The organism is Kribbella sp. NBC_00889, assembly GCF_045207705.1.
Taxonomy (GTDB): domain Bacteria; phylum Actinomycetota; class Actinomycetes; order Propionibacteriales; family Kribbellaceae; genus Kribbella.
Genome location: NZ_CP108783.1, coordinates 1,096,193 through 1,109,803, shown reverse-complemented (window position 1 = coordinate 1,109,803; position 13,611 = coordinate 1,096,193). Strand labels below are relative to the sequence as shown.

The window sequence follows — 13,611 nt, the reverse complement described above, 5'->3', positions numbered from 1 at the left end:
CGCTGCAAGGTGGACGGGTGATCAGTGAGGCGGCGGTGGGGCCCGTGGACGAGCTGGCCGAGCAGGTCAGCCGGACCACCGGGCTGTCGGCGGACGACGCGCGGCGCGTCGTCGCGGACGTACTGGCCTATTTCACCGAGACCACCGAGGACTACGTCCGGCGCCGGCACCGGGAGCTGCAGACCTACGGCGCCCGCAACGACGAGATCTTCGCCCGGCTCGGTACCGAGCTCCGGCACTGGCCGGTGCGCTCCCCCGAACTCTCAGCCCGGCAGCTGCGACGGATCGTCTACGGCTGAGCGGTGAGCAACCAACCTTCGAAAGGCACCAACACATGTGCGGAATCGTCGGGTACGTCGGCACCAAGCCGGCCGCGCCCATCCTGGTGGACGGACTGGCGCGGCTGGAGTACCGCGGCTACGACTCGGCAGGTGTCGCGGTCCTGGGGGCCAGCGAGCTGAAGGTGCACAAGGACGCCGGCCGCGTCCGTGAGCTGGAGGCGTCGCTGCCGAAGCGGTTCGGCGGCAAGCTCGGCATCGGCCACACCCGGTGGGCCACGCACGGCGGCCCGAGCAAGGACAACGCGCACCCGCACGCCAGCGGCAACGAGCGGATCGCCGTCGTCCACAACGGCATCTTCGACAATGCCGGCGCGCTGCGGGCCCAGCTGGAGGAAGCCGGCGTCAAGCTGCGCTCGGAGACCGACACCGAGGTGCTCGCGCACCTGATCGAACAGTCCGAGGGCGCCACCCTCGAGGACAAGGTGATGGCCGCCCTGCGCCGGATCGAGGGCACCTACGGCATCGCTGTCATCGACCTGGACTTCCCGGACCGGATCGTGGTCGCCCGCAACGGCAGCCCGCTGATCCTCGGCATCGGCGACGGCGAGATGCACGTCGCCTCCGACGCGGCCGCCCTGATCCGCTACACCCGTCAGGTCGTCTACTTGGACGACGGCGAGCTGGCCACCGTCCGCGCCGACGGCTACCGCACCTTCACCCAGGACGCCGCGCCCACCACCAAGACCGCCAAGACGGTCGAGTGGGAGGCCGACGAGTACGAGCGCGGCCTGCACGAGCACTTCATGATGAAGGAGATCCACGAGCAGCCGGACGCGGTCGGCCGGGCCATCCGCGGCCGTCTCGACGAGCGCTTCCACACCGTCCACCTCGGCGGCCTGAACATGGACGCCCGCGAGGCCAGGGAGATCAAGCGAGTCAAGATCCTCGGCTGCGGATCGGCGTACTACGCCGGCCAGATGGGCGCGCAGTTCATCGAAGAGGTCGCCCGGATCCCCGCCGACGCCGAGCCGGCCTCGGAGTTCCGCTACCGCAACCCGGTGGTCGAGCGCGACACCCTCTACATCGCGGTCAGCCAGTCCGGCGAGACGCTGGACACCCTGGTCGCCGTACAGGAGCTGAAGCGCAAGGGCGGTCGCGTGATCGGCCTGGTCAACGCGGTCGGCTCCAGCATCGCCCGTGAGGTCGACGGCGGTGTCTACCTGCACGCCGGCCCGGAGGTCTCGGTCGCCTCGACCAAGGCGCTGACCAACATGGCGGTCGCGTTCGCGATGCTCGGCATCCACCTGGGCCGGATCCGCGACGTCTCCCCCGCCGACGGCCGCCGGCTGATCGAGGGCCTGAAGAAGCTGCCCGAGCACATCCAGTCGATCGTGGCCCAGGAGGAGGAGCTGGCCAAGATCGCCGGCCGGCTCTCCCAGCACGAGAGCCTGTTCTTCGTCGGCCGGACCCGCGGCTACCCGGTCGCCCGCGAGGGTGCGCAGAAGCTGAAGGAGATCTCCTACCGGCACGCCGAGGCCTACCAGACGTCGGAGCTGAAGCACGGCCCGCTCGCGCTGATCTCGCCGGACGTGCCGAGCGTCGCGATCGTGCCGGACGACGAACTGGTCGACCGCAACATCGGCGCGCTGCACGAGATCGCCGCCCGATCCGGCCCGCTGTACGTCGTCACGCACCCGGGCGTCGACGTACCGGACGGTGTCGCCGCGAAGATCGTCGTACCGAAGAACGAGCCGGAGCTGGACCCGATCCTGCTCACCATCCCGCTGCAGATCCTCGCGTACTACGCGGCGGTCGCGCTCGGCCACGACGTCGACAAGCCGCGCAACCTGGCCAAGTCCGTCACGGTCGAGTAGTCCTTGACCCTACGATGAGGCGGTGCCGAGCGATCAGATCCGCCACGTCCGTCTCTCGTCCGTCGTTCTCCCGCTGGACCACCCGGTCAGTGATGCCAAAGTCCTGACCGGGCGGCAGGGGCCGATGACCGAGATCGTGTTCCTGTTCGCGGAGATCGCGACCGCGCAGGACCAGCACGGGATCGGGTTCAGCTACTCCAAGCGGGCCGGCGGACCCGCGCAGTACGCGCATGCCAAGGAGATAGCGGCGAACCTGATCGGTGGGGACCCGTCGGACATCGGCAAGGTGTACGACAAGTTGCTCTGGGCCGGCGCGTCGGTCGGGCGGTCCGGGGTGGCGACGCAGGCGATCGCGGCGATCGACATCGCGCTGTGGGACCTGAAGGCGAAGCGGGCCGGGCTTCCGCTGGCCAAGCTGCTGGGCGCCCACCGGGACTCGGTGCGCGCGTACAACACCTCCGGCGGGTTCCTGCACGCGCCGATCGAGGAGGTCACGGAGCGCGCCTCGAAGTCGCTGGCGGACGGGATCGGCGGGATCAAGATCAAGGTCGGGCAGCCGGACACCCGAATCGACCTCGAGCGGGTCCGCGCCGTCCGCGAGCACCTGGGCGACGGCGTACCGCTGATGGTGGACGCGAACCAGCAGTGGGACCGGCCGACGGCGCTGCGGTTCGGGCGGGTGCTCGAGCAGTTCGACCTGCTCTGGATCGAGGAGCCGCTCGACGCGTACGACGCCGAGGGACACGCTGAGTTGGCCGCAGCGCTGGACACGCCGATCGCGACCGGGGAGATGCTGTCGAGCGTGGGCGAACACGTCCGGCTGATCGAGGCCCGGGCCGCCGACATCATCCAGCCGGACGCGCCGCGGATCGGCGGCATCACACCGTTCCTGAAGCTGGCCGCGCTTGCGGATCACCACGGCCTCCAACTGGCGCCGCACTTCGCGATGGAAATCCACCTCCACCTGGCCGCCGCCTATCCGCGCGAGCCGTGGGTCGAGCACTTCGAGTGGCTGAACCCGTTGTTCAACGAGCGTCTCGAGACATTGGACGGCCGCATGCTCGTCCCGGATCGCCCCGGGCTCGGCTTCACCACCAGCGAGCAGTGCGCCGCGTGGACCGTCGACAGTTGCGAGTTCGGCACGCGATGAGCGGGCGGCACTGGTTGGCGATGCCCTCTCGGACCTGATCCTGCGCCGAGTGATACCTTCCGGGAATCATGTTCTCGCTCGACCAGCTGAGCGCTTTCGTCGCCGTCGCCGAGGAACTCCACTTCGGCCGCGCCGCCGAGCGGCTGAACATGACCCAGCCGCCGCTGAGCCGTCAGGTCCAGAAACTCGAGCGTGCCGTCGGGGTGCGGCTGCTCGAGCGGGACAACCGCCGGGTGGAGCTCACCGAGGCCGGGCAGGCGTTCCTGACCGAGGCTCGCCGGCTGCTGGCGCTGGTCGAGACCGCCGGCGATCTGGCCCGTCGGGTCGATCAGGGTGCGGCCGGCACGCTGCGCCTCGGTTTCACCGCGGTCTCGGCGATCCGCACGCTCGGCCCGTTCCTGCGCCGGATGTCGGAGGAACTGCCGGACGTCGACGTGATCCTGCACGAGCGCGTCACTCCGGCGCAGATCGACGGCCTGCTGCGCGGCGAGCTGGATCTCGGCCTCGGTCGGCCGCCGTTCGACACACGCCTGCTCGACTCCCGGGTCGTGTTCCGCGAACCAATGTGTGCCGTTGTACCGAGCAACCATCGGCTCGCGTCCCTGGACCGCCCGCTGACCCCGGCCGACTTCGCCGACGAGCCGGTGATCAGCTACTCCCCGACCCAGGCGCGCTACTTCCACGAACTGACGGTCCGATTCCTCGCCGACTCCCGTCCCCGGATCGAGCAGCGGGTCCAGCAGATCCTCACCGTCGTCCTCCTGGCCGCGGCCGGTCGCGGCGTTGCCCTGGTTCCCGCTTCGGCGCGCGGCCTCGGGGTCGAGGGCGTGACGTACTGCGAGGTCGGCGTACCGGGTGAGCCGGTCGAACTGCACGCGATCTGGAACCGCGACTCCACCAGCCCGGTACTGCAGCGAGTGCTCACGATGCTTCCAGAGCATCGATAGATCCAACATCGATCTTGGACAGGTATCCACACTGGTTCCTAGGCTGACCGGCATGAACCCTGCCGAACTCGCGGCTCAGCTCAAGACCGGGCTGCTGTCCTTCCCGGTGACGCACTTCAACCCGGATCTGAGCTTCAACGAGTCCGGCTATCGCGAGCATCTGTCCTGGCTCAGTCAGTACGACGTCGCCGGGTTGTTCGCCGCCGGCGGCACCGGTGAGGGCTTCTCGCTGACGCCCGCCGAGATCGACACGGTCGTCCGCGCGGCGGTGTCCGAGGTGAACGGGAAGCTCCCGGTGATCGCGCCCGCGACCGGCGGTACGGCGACCGCGATCGCACAAGCCCAAGCCGCGGAGGCCGCCGGTGCCGATGGGGTCCTGCTGCTGCCGCCGTACCTGACCGAGGCGGGTCAGCGTGGGTTGATCGACCATGTGTCGGCTGTCTGCCGCAGTACGAGTCTCGGCGTCACCGTCTACAGCCGGGCGAACGCGATCCTCACCGACGTCTCCGTCGCGGAGCTTGCCGACCGCAACGAAAACCTCGTCTGCCTGAAGGACGGCGTCGGCAACATCGAGATGATGACCCGCACCTACGCCCGGGTCGGCGACCGGCTCACCTACATCGGCGGTCTGCCGACGGCCGAGACGTTCGCGCTGCCGCTGCTGCAGCTCGGCGTCAGCACGTACTCCTCGGCGATCTTCAACTTCGTGCCCGAGTTCGCACTCGGCTTCTACGCCGACGTACTGGCGCAGGACCGCGAAAGCGTCTACCGCAAGCTGAACGAGTTCGTCCTCCCCTACCTGGACATCCGGGACCGGATGAAGGGGTACGCCGTCTCGATCGTCAAGGCCGGCGTGACCGCGATCGGCCGATCTGCCGGGCCGGTGCGTCCACCGCTCCAGGACCTCAGCGAGGACGAGCTGGCTCAGCTCACCGCGTTGATCGGCAGGATCAAGTGACGCCGACCATCGCCTCGGTCGAGGTCGTTCCGGTCGCCGGGTACGACAGCATGCTGTTGAATCTGAGCGGCGCGCACGGACCGTTCTTCACCCGGAACGTCGTGATCGTGACCGACAGCGCGGGCAACATCGGCCTCGGCGAGGTCCCGGGGGGCGACAAGATCGCGTCGACGATCCGTGCGGCCGCCGAGTTCGCACTCGGTCAGGAACTCGCGCAGTATCGCCAACTCCTCCGTCGGGTTGCCCGGACCTTCGCCGACCGAGATGCTGGTGGCCGGGGGCAACAGACCTTCGATCTCCGGACGACGGTCCACGCGGTGACCGGCCTTGAATCGGCACTGCTCGATCTGTTCGGGCAGCATCTCGGTGTGCCTGTGGCCGAGCTGCTGGGTGACGGGCAGCAACGCTCTGCCGTGCCGGTTCTTGGTTATCTCTTCTATGTCGGCGACGCCGGAGGAACTGACCTTCCGTACCTGACCGACGCTGGCGAGGATCGGTGGTCGAAGCTGCGGCGGCAGCCGGCGTTGACACCCGATGCGGTGGTGGCGTTGGCCGAGGCGGCGCAGGAGCGGTACGGGTTCGCGGACTTCAAGCTGAAGGGTGGCGTGTTCGACGGGCCTGTCGAGCTCGAGGCTGTGCGCGCGTTGACCGCACGGTTCCCGTCGGCCCGGATCACGATCGACCCGAACGGCGCTTGGCCCGTGCGGGACGCGATCGCATGGTGTTCGGGCCTGGACGACGTACTGGCGTATGTCGAGGATCCGGTCGGCGCGGAGCCGGGATTCTCGGGGCGCGAGACGATGGCGGAGTTCAAGCGCGCGACCGGGCTGCCGACGGCAACGAACATGATCGCGACCGACTGGCGCGAGCTCGCGCACGCCATCCGGGTCGATGCGGTCGACATTCCGCTGGCCGATCCGCACTTCTGGACGATGGCCGGGTCGGTGCGGGTCGCGCAGTTGTGCACGGACTTCGGGCTGACCTGGGGGTCGCACTCGAACAACCACTTCGACATCTCGCTGGCGATGTTCACCCAGGTCGGCGCTGCGGCACCGGGCGACATCACCGCTCTGGACACGCATTGGATCTGGCAGGACGGGCAGGCGCTGACCAGGGAACCGTTGCGGATCGAGAACGGGTCGATCGCCGTACCGACGAAGCCTGGGCTCGGCGTCGAGCTGGACCGCGATGCGCTTGCCGCCGCGCACGAGTTGTATCAACAGCAGGGGCTCGGTGCACGCGACGACGCGATCGCGATGCAGTACCTGGTCGAGGACTGGGTGTTCGACCCGAAGCGCCCCTGTCTGGTGCGGTGATGTTCACCTGATGTTGTGCGCGATAGGTTTCGATCGGTGCTGACGTCCCGATCAAGGAGCCTTGAATGCGCTGGCAGAAGCCGCTCGCCGCAGCAATCGTCCTGACCGCCCTGACCACGACGCTGACGGCGTCGGCGACGCCGGGCAAGCATCCCGGCGGTGGTGGTTCCTGCTCACCGGACGCGCAGTTCCTCGGCTTCAGTGATGCGCTGGACAAGACGACGTTCGACGGCCAGCCGGTCGCAGGGCTGTCGGCGCTGAACGTGACCGGCCCGCACAGCGCGACCGCTCTGGTGGACAACGTCGGGACCACACCGGCCCGGGTGTTCCAGCTCGAGACCAACAGCAAGCCGACGTCGGTCAGCGTCGACGGGATGACGATCCTGCGCCGCCCGGACGGTACGCCGTACACGGGCGCTGACTTCGACGGCGAGGGCCTGGTCGTCGAGCGGGGCGACCGGACCATCCTGGCTACCTCCGAGCGCGAACCGTCGATCCGCCGCTTCCGGCTGTCCGACGGCAAGGAGACCGCGTCGCTGCCGGTGCCGTCGCGCTTCCAGGTCGCGCCGGCCGGCGAGGCGACGAGCAACGCGACGTTCGAGTCGCTCGCGGTCAGCCGTGACGGGCTGTCGCTGTTCGCCGGCATGGAGGGCCCGCTCGCGTCCGACGGCACCGGCGCCGACGGCCGCACGCGCAACCGCATCCTTCGGTACGCCGGGTTCCCGGGCCATGCCTACCGGGTCGCCGCGCAGTACGCCTACAAGCCCGACCCGGGTCTCGCGCTGGTCGAGCTCGCCTGGGTGAACCGGGACGAACTGGTGTCGATGGAGCGCACGTTCACGCCCGGCGTGGGCAACACGATCCGGGTGTTCACCATCTCGTTGCGCCGGGCCGTCGACGTGTCGGGGCAGGCGTCGCTGGCGGATGCGCCGGAGGAGGTCTTCCTGCAGAAGAAGCTGCTGTTCGACCTGGTGAACTGCCCGCCGTCCGGCGCGGTCGCCAAGCAGCCGCAGCCGAACCCGCTGCTGGACAACGTCGAGGCGCTCGCCCTCGGCGGCTACCTGCCCGGCGGCAGGCGGCAGCTGTACCTGCTGTCCGACGACAACAACGGCGCCACCCAGATCACCCGGTTCTACTCACTGGCCGTCGATCTGCACTGACGTCACCCTGCATGACATGGCGTGATGCTTAGGCGCGCGTCACAATGTGTGAATGCGCGTGATCGTGGTGGGTGCGGGCGTGATCGGGCTGACCTGTGCCGTCCGGCTCGCCGAGGGTGGGTACGACGTGGCCGTGTTCGCCCGCGACCTGCCGCTGGAGACGACGTCGGCGGTGGCTGCGGCGATCTGGTACCCGTACCTGTCGGCTCCCGAGGACCGCGTCGCCGCTTGGTCCAGGACGGCGTACGAGGAATTCTCCAAGCTGGCGGAGCTCGAGCCGTCGGTGCGGATGCGGCGCGGGCGCGAGTTCCTGGTGGAGCAGAAGCCGGATCCGCGCTGGGCCGACGTCCTGCCTGACCTGACCCGGGTGTCGCCGCCGGCCGGATTCGAGGACGGCTGGTCGTTCACGACGGCGGTGATCGAGATGCCGGCGTACCTGCAGTCGCTCGTCAAGCGGCTGGATCAGGCCGGCGGGACGCTCACCCGCGCTGCGTTGCCGGCCTTGCCGACGACCGCCGATGTGGTCATCAACTGTGCCGGCCTCGGTGCCCGGCTGACCGCGAGCGACCCGACCGTGACGCCGGTGCGGGGGCAGGTGATGACGGTCGAGCAGTGCGGCCTGACCGAGTGGCTCGTGGCCGATCGGTCGCCTTCGGAGTTGACCTACGTCGTACCGCGGGAGCATGACGTGGTGGTCGGCGGGACCAGCCAACCGAACGACTGGAACCTCGCGGTCGATCAGTCGACCGCGGATCAGATGCTGGAGCGGGCGGCCGAGCTGGTCCCACAATTGCGCAAGGCAAAGATCATCCGGCATCGGGTCGGACTGCGGCCGGCCCGGCCGGCGATCCGGTGCGAGCTGGTCCGGACGCGGACGGGTGAGCCGGTGATCCACTGCTACGGACATGGTGGTTCCGGGGTCACGCTGTCCTGGGGTTGCGCGGACGAGGTCTTCGAGCTTGTCCAGGGAATCTGACCGGCCGATCATCCTCGACGGCGGTCTGTCGAACGCCCTGGAAGATCGTGGCCACGACCTGTCGGACGCGTTGTGGTCGGCGCGGCTGTTGAAGGACGCGCCGGCTGAGATCGCGGCGGTGCATCGGGCGTACTACGACGCCGGGGCGATGGTGGCTACGACGGCCAGCTATCAGGCCAGCGTGGTCGGGTTCGAGCGCGCCGGGGTGCCGCGATCCGAGGCCGAGCGGCTGATTGCGAGCAGTGTGCGGATCGCCCGCGATGTGCGCGACTCGTTCACCGACGGACGCCGCCGACTGGTTGCCGCGTCCGTCGGGCCGTACGGCGCGATGCTCGCGGACGGATCGGAGTACCGCGGCCGGTACGGCGTGAGTGCGACGACGCTCCGTGACTTCCACGCGCCGCGGATGGAGCTGCTGATCAGTGCTGAGCCTGACCTGCTGGCGGTCGAGACCATCCCGGACGCGGACGAAGCCGAGGTACTCGTCGGGCTGCTGGCCGAGCTGGACTTTCCGGCGTGGTTCTCCTACTCGATCTCCGGGACACACACGCGCGCCGGCCAACCTCTCACGGACGCCTTCGCGATCGCCGCGATCGACCAAGTGATTGCCGTCGGCATCAACTGCTGTGCACCCGATGAGGTCCGGCCCGCGGTCGAGACAGCCGTCGCGGTTACCGGTAAGCCGGCCGTCGCCTACCCCAACTCCGGCGAGTCCTGGGACGCCACCGCCCGGCACTGGACAGGCCACCGAACAACCCCTCTTGCCTCAGCATGGTTTGCCGCCGGGGCGGCGTACGTCGGTGGATGCTGCCGGGTCGGACCCGCCGACATCCGTGCGCTGGTGGACGCCCTAGACGCCTAGGACCTGGCAGAGGAGGTCGAGGGCGCCGGGGTAGGCGTGGTCGGGTGGGGTGCCGTAGCCGACGATGACTGCTTGGCGGGTCGCCGGGGTAGGGTTGAAGTGGTAGCTGCTCAGGGTGGTGAGACCCAGGCCCTGGCGGGCGGCTCGGGCGACTACGTCTTCCGCGTCGCCGGGGACCTCGAGGAGCACGTGCATGCCGGCCGAGATCCCGGCGACTTTGACGTTCGGGGCGCGGACGGCGAGCAGTTCGACCAGGCGATCCCTGCGCCGGCGGTAGTGCAGCCGGGACCGCCGGACGTGCCGGTCGTAGTGGCCGGAGGCAATGAATTCCGCGAGGGTGAGCTGCTCCAGGGTCGCGGTCTGGAAGTCGGCCGTCCGCTTGGCCGCGACCACCGGCTCGATCAACCGATGCGGCAACACCATCCACGCGAGCCGCAGTCCCGGTGCGAGGCTCTTGCTCGCCGTCCCCGTGTACACGACCCGCTCGGGGTCCAGCGCCTGCAGCGCCCCCACGGCCTGCCGGTCGTACCGGAACTCACCGTCGTAGTCGTCCTCGATCAGCACTCCCCCGGTGTCTCTGGCCCACTCGACTGCCGCAGTACGACGCTCAGGCGCAAGCGGCACGCCCGTCGGCATCTGGTGCGCCGGTGTCAGCAGTGCACCGTCACCAGTCAGCTGTGAGACCTGCGCACCAAGCTCGTCGACCGAGACCGGCACGGGCGTAAGGCCCCGCGACCGGATCACGTCCAGGTGCAGGGCGTACCCGAACTCCTCCACGGACACGGTCGTCCCGCCGAGGTTCCGCAGTACTTCGCTGAGCAGGCTCACGCCCTGCACGTAGCCGGAGCAGATCAGGACCCGTTCGGGATCGGCGCGGACGCCACGGGCGCGGGCGAGGTAGTCGGCGAGCATCCGGCGCAGTTCGATCCGGCCGCGCGGATCGCCGAGGCCGAAAGCCTCGTTGGGTGCCGCGGTCAACGCCTTCCGCGCGGCGGTCAGCCACTCACCGCGCGGGAACGTCGAGACATCAGGTGCGCCGGGAGTCAGGTCGTAGCGGTATGCCTTTGCTGAGGGCAACGACATGTCGGGAGCCGGCGGAGTGGTGGCACGGTTGGCGACAACTGTGCCGGAGCCTTGACGGGCGGTCAGCCAGCCCTCGGCAACGAGTTGACCGTAGGCGTCCGCAACGGTGTTGCGGGCAATGCCGAGATCCTTCGCCAACGACCGCGACGACGGCAGCCGCGTGCCGGCCGGCAACCGCCCGCTCCGGATCGATGCATGCAACGCTTGAACCAGATCGTTCCGGCCCCGTGACGCCGCCAGGTCCAGATGCAGGTCAGCACCGGCAGCCCCTCGATCCTCCATGCACTGGACCTTATGCTGCCGCCGGGACGATACTCCAAACATCGGCTGTGACCGGCCGATTCGTGGTGGGGTGCGCCGCAGACACAACGGGGCGCAGGGGGATCACGTGGCGTCACCTCGCCATCCATGCTTGGAGGGGGACGCGATGCCGGATCAGGACGAGTACGAGGAGCTCAAGGGCAGGGTCGTCCAGCTGGAGCAGCGGCTGGCGACGAGGTCCGTGCCGAAGATCGAGGACATCACCGCGGAGGAGTTCCGCACCTATATCAAGGTCCGCGACATCTTGCAGCAGATGATCGGCCCTGGCACCGGCTGCGCGCCGGGCGGGTTCGGCCGCGGCGACGACACCGGCGGCAGCGGCTGCGCCCCGGGCGCGATCAGCCCCGGCGACGACACCGGCGGCAGCGGCTGCGCCCCGGGCGGGTTCGGCGCCGGTGCCGTCAGGCGATTCGGAGACCTCGGCGGATGACCTCGAGGCGGCCAGGCCCGGAACCGTTCATCATGTCGGTCCCCGGCCTGGACGTCGTCGACGTCGACTCCTCGAGCGGGACGCGCGAGGAGGGTCGCGGTACCGGTGGCGACGTCGTACTCAGGACGCCGTCTGCGACGTTGCGCCTCGAGGGCGGGGTCGCGCGGGTGGTGCGGGACAGGATCCTGCCGGCGCTGCCACTCGGCCGTGCGGACCTGCTCGACGAGTTGTCCGATCTGCCTGTACTCGAGGTCGATCGACTGATCGGCTCGCTGCTCGATTCCGGCGTCTTGGTGGAGGAGAAGGGCGCGGTGCCGGACTGGCTGTACGCGGTGCCTTCGTCCGACTACGAACTGCTCGCCAGGCGGTTGGCCACGGTGCGAGTTGTTGTAGTCGGGCAGGTGGAGGTTCTTGCGGGAGCCGGGATCCCTGGCTTGATTCGAGCGCCGTACCCGACGCGGCGCGACGAACTGCCCGGCTTGATGGCAGGTGCGGATCTGGTCGTCGCGGCTGGTGATGGCTCGCTGCCGGTGCTGCATCAGTGGATCAACGCGGTCGGCCTGGAGCTCGGCGTACCGACGTTGCATGCGGAATCGCAGGGCGCCCGGGCGACGGTCGGTCCTCTGGTGCTGCCCGACGGCGGGCCTTGTTACATGTGCTGGCGGATGCGGGCGCTGTCCTGTGTGGACGACTTCGGTGCGGCGATGGCACTCGAGGAGGCGCTCGATGGTCGCCGGTTCGTGGAGGCTGGGGCGAGGCCAGTGCTCCCGGCACTTCTGCCCATGGTCACCGGAGCGCTGATGACCGAGGTGTTCGCGTTGACGCTGTCGATCGCGGCACCGCGGCTGACTGCCAACGTCCTCACACTCGATGCGCTCGCTGGCGGCGAGGAGTTGCATCCAGTCGTGTCGCACCCGGATTGCCCGGCATGCGCAAAGAAGGGACGTCAGCCGGCAGAGGTTGAGACAACGGACTTCGAGGGCATCGCCGGGCGCGTGGTCGACTCGCTCTGCGGTGTGGTCCGCAGGCTCGTTCCCTTCCCGAAGGACGTCGATGAGCCGGAGCGGCCGTACGTCGTCCAGGCCGAACTGGCGAACGCTCGCTTCCGCAGCAACCGCGATCCGTTTGTCGTCTGCTCCGGCAAGGGCTGGACCCGGCGGCAGGCGCGCGACAGCGCTCTCGGTGAGGCTCTCGAACGGCACGCCGCCATGACATGGCGACCTGAGCGCACGATCACTTCGACGTACGACGGGTTGGACCGGAGGGGCCTGCATCCGCGGGACCTGGTGCTGTTCGCGGATCATCAGTACGAGACAGTGCCGTTCCAGCCGTGGCGGCCGGAGACCGAACTCGAGTGGGTGCCTGCACAGTCGATGGTGACCGGCGATGAGGTCTGGATTCCCTTGCTGGCAACGCATCTGGGCTATCGGCCGCCGCCCGAGGCCGGGCTGTTCCCGACCACGTCGAACGGCTTCGCCGCCGGGCCGGACCGGGACGGCGCCACGCTGCGCGCGTTGCTCGAGGTGATCGAGCGGGACGCGTTCATGATCGCGTGGTCGCATCGGCTGCCCGGGCGCTGCGTGGCCGCAGCCGACGTACCGGACGAACCGACCCGTGGGATCGCCGCGACGCACGCGCGGCGTGGGATCGACATCGTGGTGCACCTGTTGCCGACCGACACGGTGGCGGCCGTCGCCCTTGCGGTCGCATGGTCGGAGCGGACTCCGGTCGCGGTTGTCGGACTCGGAGCAGGGATGGACCCGGTCGCCGCTGCCCGGTCCGCGGTGCTCGAAGTCGGGCAGGCGCGACCGCTACTGCGCGCCCGCCTCCGGCAACCGAAGGTCCGGGCGCGGATGGCCGAGTTGGTTGCCACGCCGGCGAAGGTCGCGAGTCTGGGCGACCACAGCCTGCTGTACGCCGACTTGGCCTGTGGTGGGATGCGCTTCCTCCGCGAGGCTCCGCGTCAGCCGTGGCCGGACGCCGCGCCACCCGAGTCTGCCGACCTGGCGGTGCTGATCGAGTCGCTGGCCGAGGTCGCGGGCGACGTACTCGCCGTGGATGTCACGACGCCGGACGTCGCCGCACTCGGGGTGCGGGTTGTGCGTGGGCTGGTGCCGGGGTTCGTGCCGATCTGGTTCGGTGCCAACCAGGCGCGGCTCGGTGGGCGGCGACTGCTGGAGATGCCGGGGCGGATCGGGCTGCGTCCGGCGCGGCTGGACGAACTGAACCTCGACCCGCATCCGATGGCGTGAG

At 69.4% G+C, this 13,611-nt stretch carries 12 protein-coding genes; 11 read left to right on the top strand and 1 reads right to left on the bottom strand.

All coding sequences use genetic code 11. The features are described 5' to 3' along the window. Positions 1-20: 20 nt before the first annotated feature. The 9 genes from OG817_RS05475 (at position 21) to mmuM (ending at position 9,524) form a co-directional block, all read left to right on the top strand. Entirely contained in the window at positions 21-299 is a 279-nt protein-coding gene (locus OG817_RS05475) for a hypothetical protein (RefSeq protein ID WP_396394165.1), read from the top strand. A gap of 35 nt (positions 300-334) precedes the next feature. Further along, the gene (gene glmS, locus OG817_RS05470; protein WP_406052565.1) at positions 335-2,155 is read left to right on the top strand and encodes a glutamine--fructose-6-phosphate transaminase (isomerizing); all 1,821 of its coding nucleotides are present in this window, start codon (positions 335-337) and stop codon (positions 2,153-2,155) included. 22 nt (positions 2,156-2,177) lie between these two features. Beyond that, on the top strand, positions 2,178-3,305 hold the full coding sequence (locus OG817_RS05465; RefSeq protein ID WP_406052563.1) for a mandelate racemase/muconate lactonizing enzyme family protein: 1,128 nt from the start codon (positions 2,178-2,180) through the stop codon (positions 3,303-3,305). A 68-nt stretch (positions 3,306-3,373) separates the two neighbouring features. Continuing rightward, on the top strand, positions 3,374-4,252 hold the full coding sequence (locus OG817_RS05460; protein ID WP_406052561.1) for a LysR family transcriptional regulator: 879 nt from the start codon (positions 3,374-3,376) through the stop codon (positions 4,250-4,252). A gap of 52 nt (positions 4,253-4,304) precedes the next feature. Then, a complete protein-coding gene (kdgD, locus tag OG817_RS05455) occupies positions 4,305-5,210 on the top strand; it encodes a 5-dehydro-4-deoxyglucarate dehydratase (RefSeq protein WP_406052559.1) in 906 nt (301 codons plus the stop codon). Continuing rightward, positions 5,207-6,526 carry an enolase C-terminal domain-like protein gene (locus tag OG817_RS05450; RefSeq protein ID WP_406052558.1) on the top strand — a complete coding sequence of 440 codons (1,320 nt, stop codon included), beginning with the start codon at positions 5,207-5,209 and terminating at the stop codon, positions 6,524-6,526. Before kdgD ends, OG817_RS05450 begins: the two co-directional genes overlap by 4 nt. A 65-nt stretch (positions 6,527-6,591) precedes the next feature. Beyond that, positions 6,592-7,686 carry an esterase-like activity of phytase family protein gene (locus tag OG817_RS05445; protein WP_406052557.1) on the top strand — a complete coding sequence of 365 codons (1,095 nt, stop codon included), beginning with the start codon at positions 6,592-6,594 and terminating at the stop codon, positions 7,684-7,686. Positions 7,687-7,738: 52 nt separating this feature from the next. Further along, complete coding sequence (locus OG817_RS05440; RefSeq protein ID WP_406052555.1) at positions 7,739-8,662, top strand: FAD-dependent oxidoreductase; 924 nt, start codon at positions 7,739-7,741, stop codon at positions 8,660-8,662. Continuing rightward, positions 8,646-9,524: a homocysteine S-methyltransferase gene (gene mmuM, locus OG817_RS05435; RefSeq protein ID WP_406052553.1), complete on the top strand. Its 879-nt coding sequence runs from the start codon at positions 8,646-8,648 to the stop codon at positions 9,522-9,524. The genes OG817_RS05440 and mmuM overlap by 17 nt, the downstream gene beginning before the upstream one ends. Here mmuM and OG817_RS05430 read toward each other — a convergent pair. Next, positions 9,513-10,889: a PLP-dependent aminotransferase family protein gene (locus OG817_RS05430; protein ID WP_406052552.1), complete on the bottom strand. Its 1,377-nt coding sequence runs from the start codon at positions 10,887-10,889 to the stop codon at positions 9,513-9,515. The genes mmuM and OG817_RS05430 overlap by 12 nt on opposite strands. Positions 10,890-11,034: 145 nt before the next feature. Between OG817_RS05430 and OG817_RS05425 the strand changes: the two genes are divergently transcribed. After that, on the top strand, positions 11,035-11,358 hold the full coding sequence (locus OG817_RS05425) for a hypothetical protein (protein ID WP_406052551.1): 324 nt from the start codon (positions 11,035-11,037) through the stop codon (positions 11,356-11,358). Further along, positions 11,355-13,610 carry a TOMM precursor leader peptide-binding protein gene (locus OG817_RS05420; protein WP_406052549.1) on the top strand — a complete coding sequence of 752 codons (2,256 nt, stop codon included), beginning with the start codon at positions 11,355-11,357 and terminating at the stop codon, positions 13,608-13,610. Before OG817_RS05425 ends, OG817_RS05420 begins: the two co-directional genes overlap by 4 nt. The last annotated feature ends 1 nt before the right edge of the window (position 13,611 follow it).

What these genes read in the sequence shown, in the direction of transcription:
- OG817_RS05430 (WP_406052552.1), bottom strand. Translation starts at nt 10,889, where the DNA reads ATGGAGGATCGAGGGGCTGCCGGTGCTGACCTGCATCTGGACCTGGCG.
- OG817_RS05440 (WP_406052555.1), top strand. Translation starts at nt 7,739, where the DNA reads ATGCGCGTGATCGTGGTGGGTGCGGGCGTGATCGGGCTGACCTGTGCC.
- OG817_RS05420 (WP_406052549.1), top strand. Translation starts at nt 11,355, where the DNA reads ATGACCTCGAGGCGGCCAGGCCCGGAACCGTTCATCATGTCGGTCCCC.
- OG817_RS05445 (WP_406052557.1), top strand. Translation starts at nt 6,592, where the DNA reads ATGCGCTGGCAGAAGCCGCTCGCCGCAGCAATCGTCCTGACCGCCCTG.
- glmS (WP_406052565.1), top strand. Translation starts at nt 335, where the DNA reads ATGTGCGGAATCGTCGGGTACGTCGGCACCAAGCCGGCCGCGCCCATC.
- kdgD (WP_406052559.1), top strand. Translation starts at nt 4,305, where the DNA reads ATGAACCCTGCCGAACTCGCGGCTCAGCTCAAGACCGGGCTGCTGTCC.
- OG817_RS05425 (WP_406052551.1), top strand. Translation starts at nt 11,035, where the DNA reads ATGCCGGATCAGGACGAGTACGAGGAGCTCAAGGGCAGGGTCGTCCAG.
- OG817_RS05460 (WP_406052561.1), top strand. Translation starts at nt 3,374, where the DNA reads ATGTTCTCGCTCGACCAGCTGAGCGCTTTCGTCGCCGTCGCCGAGGAA.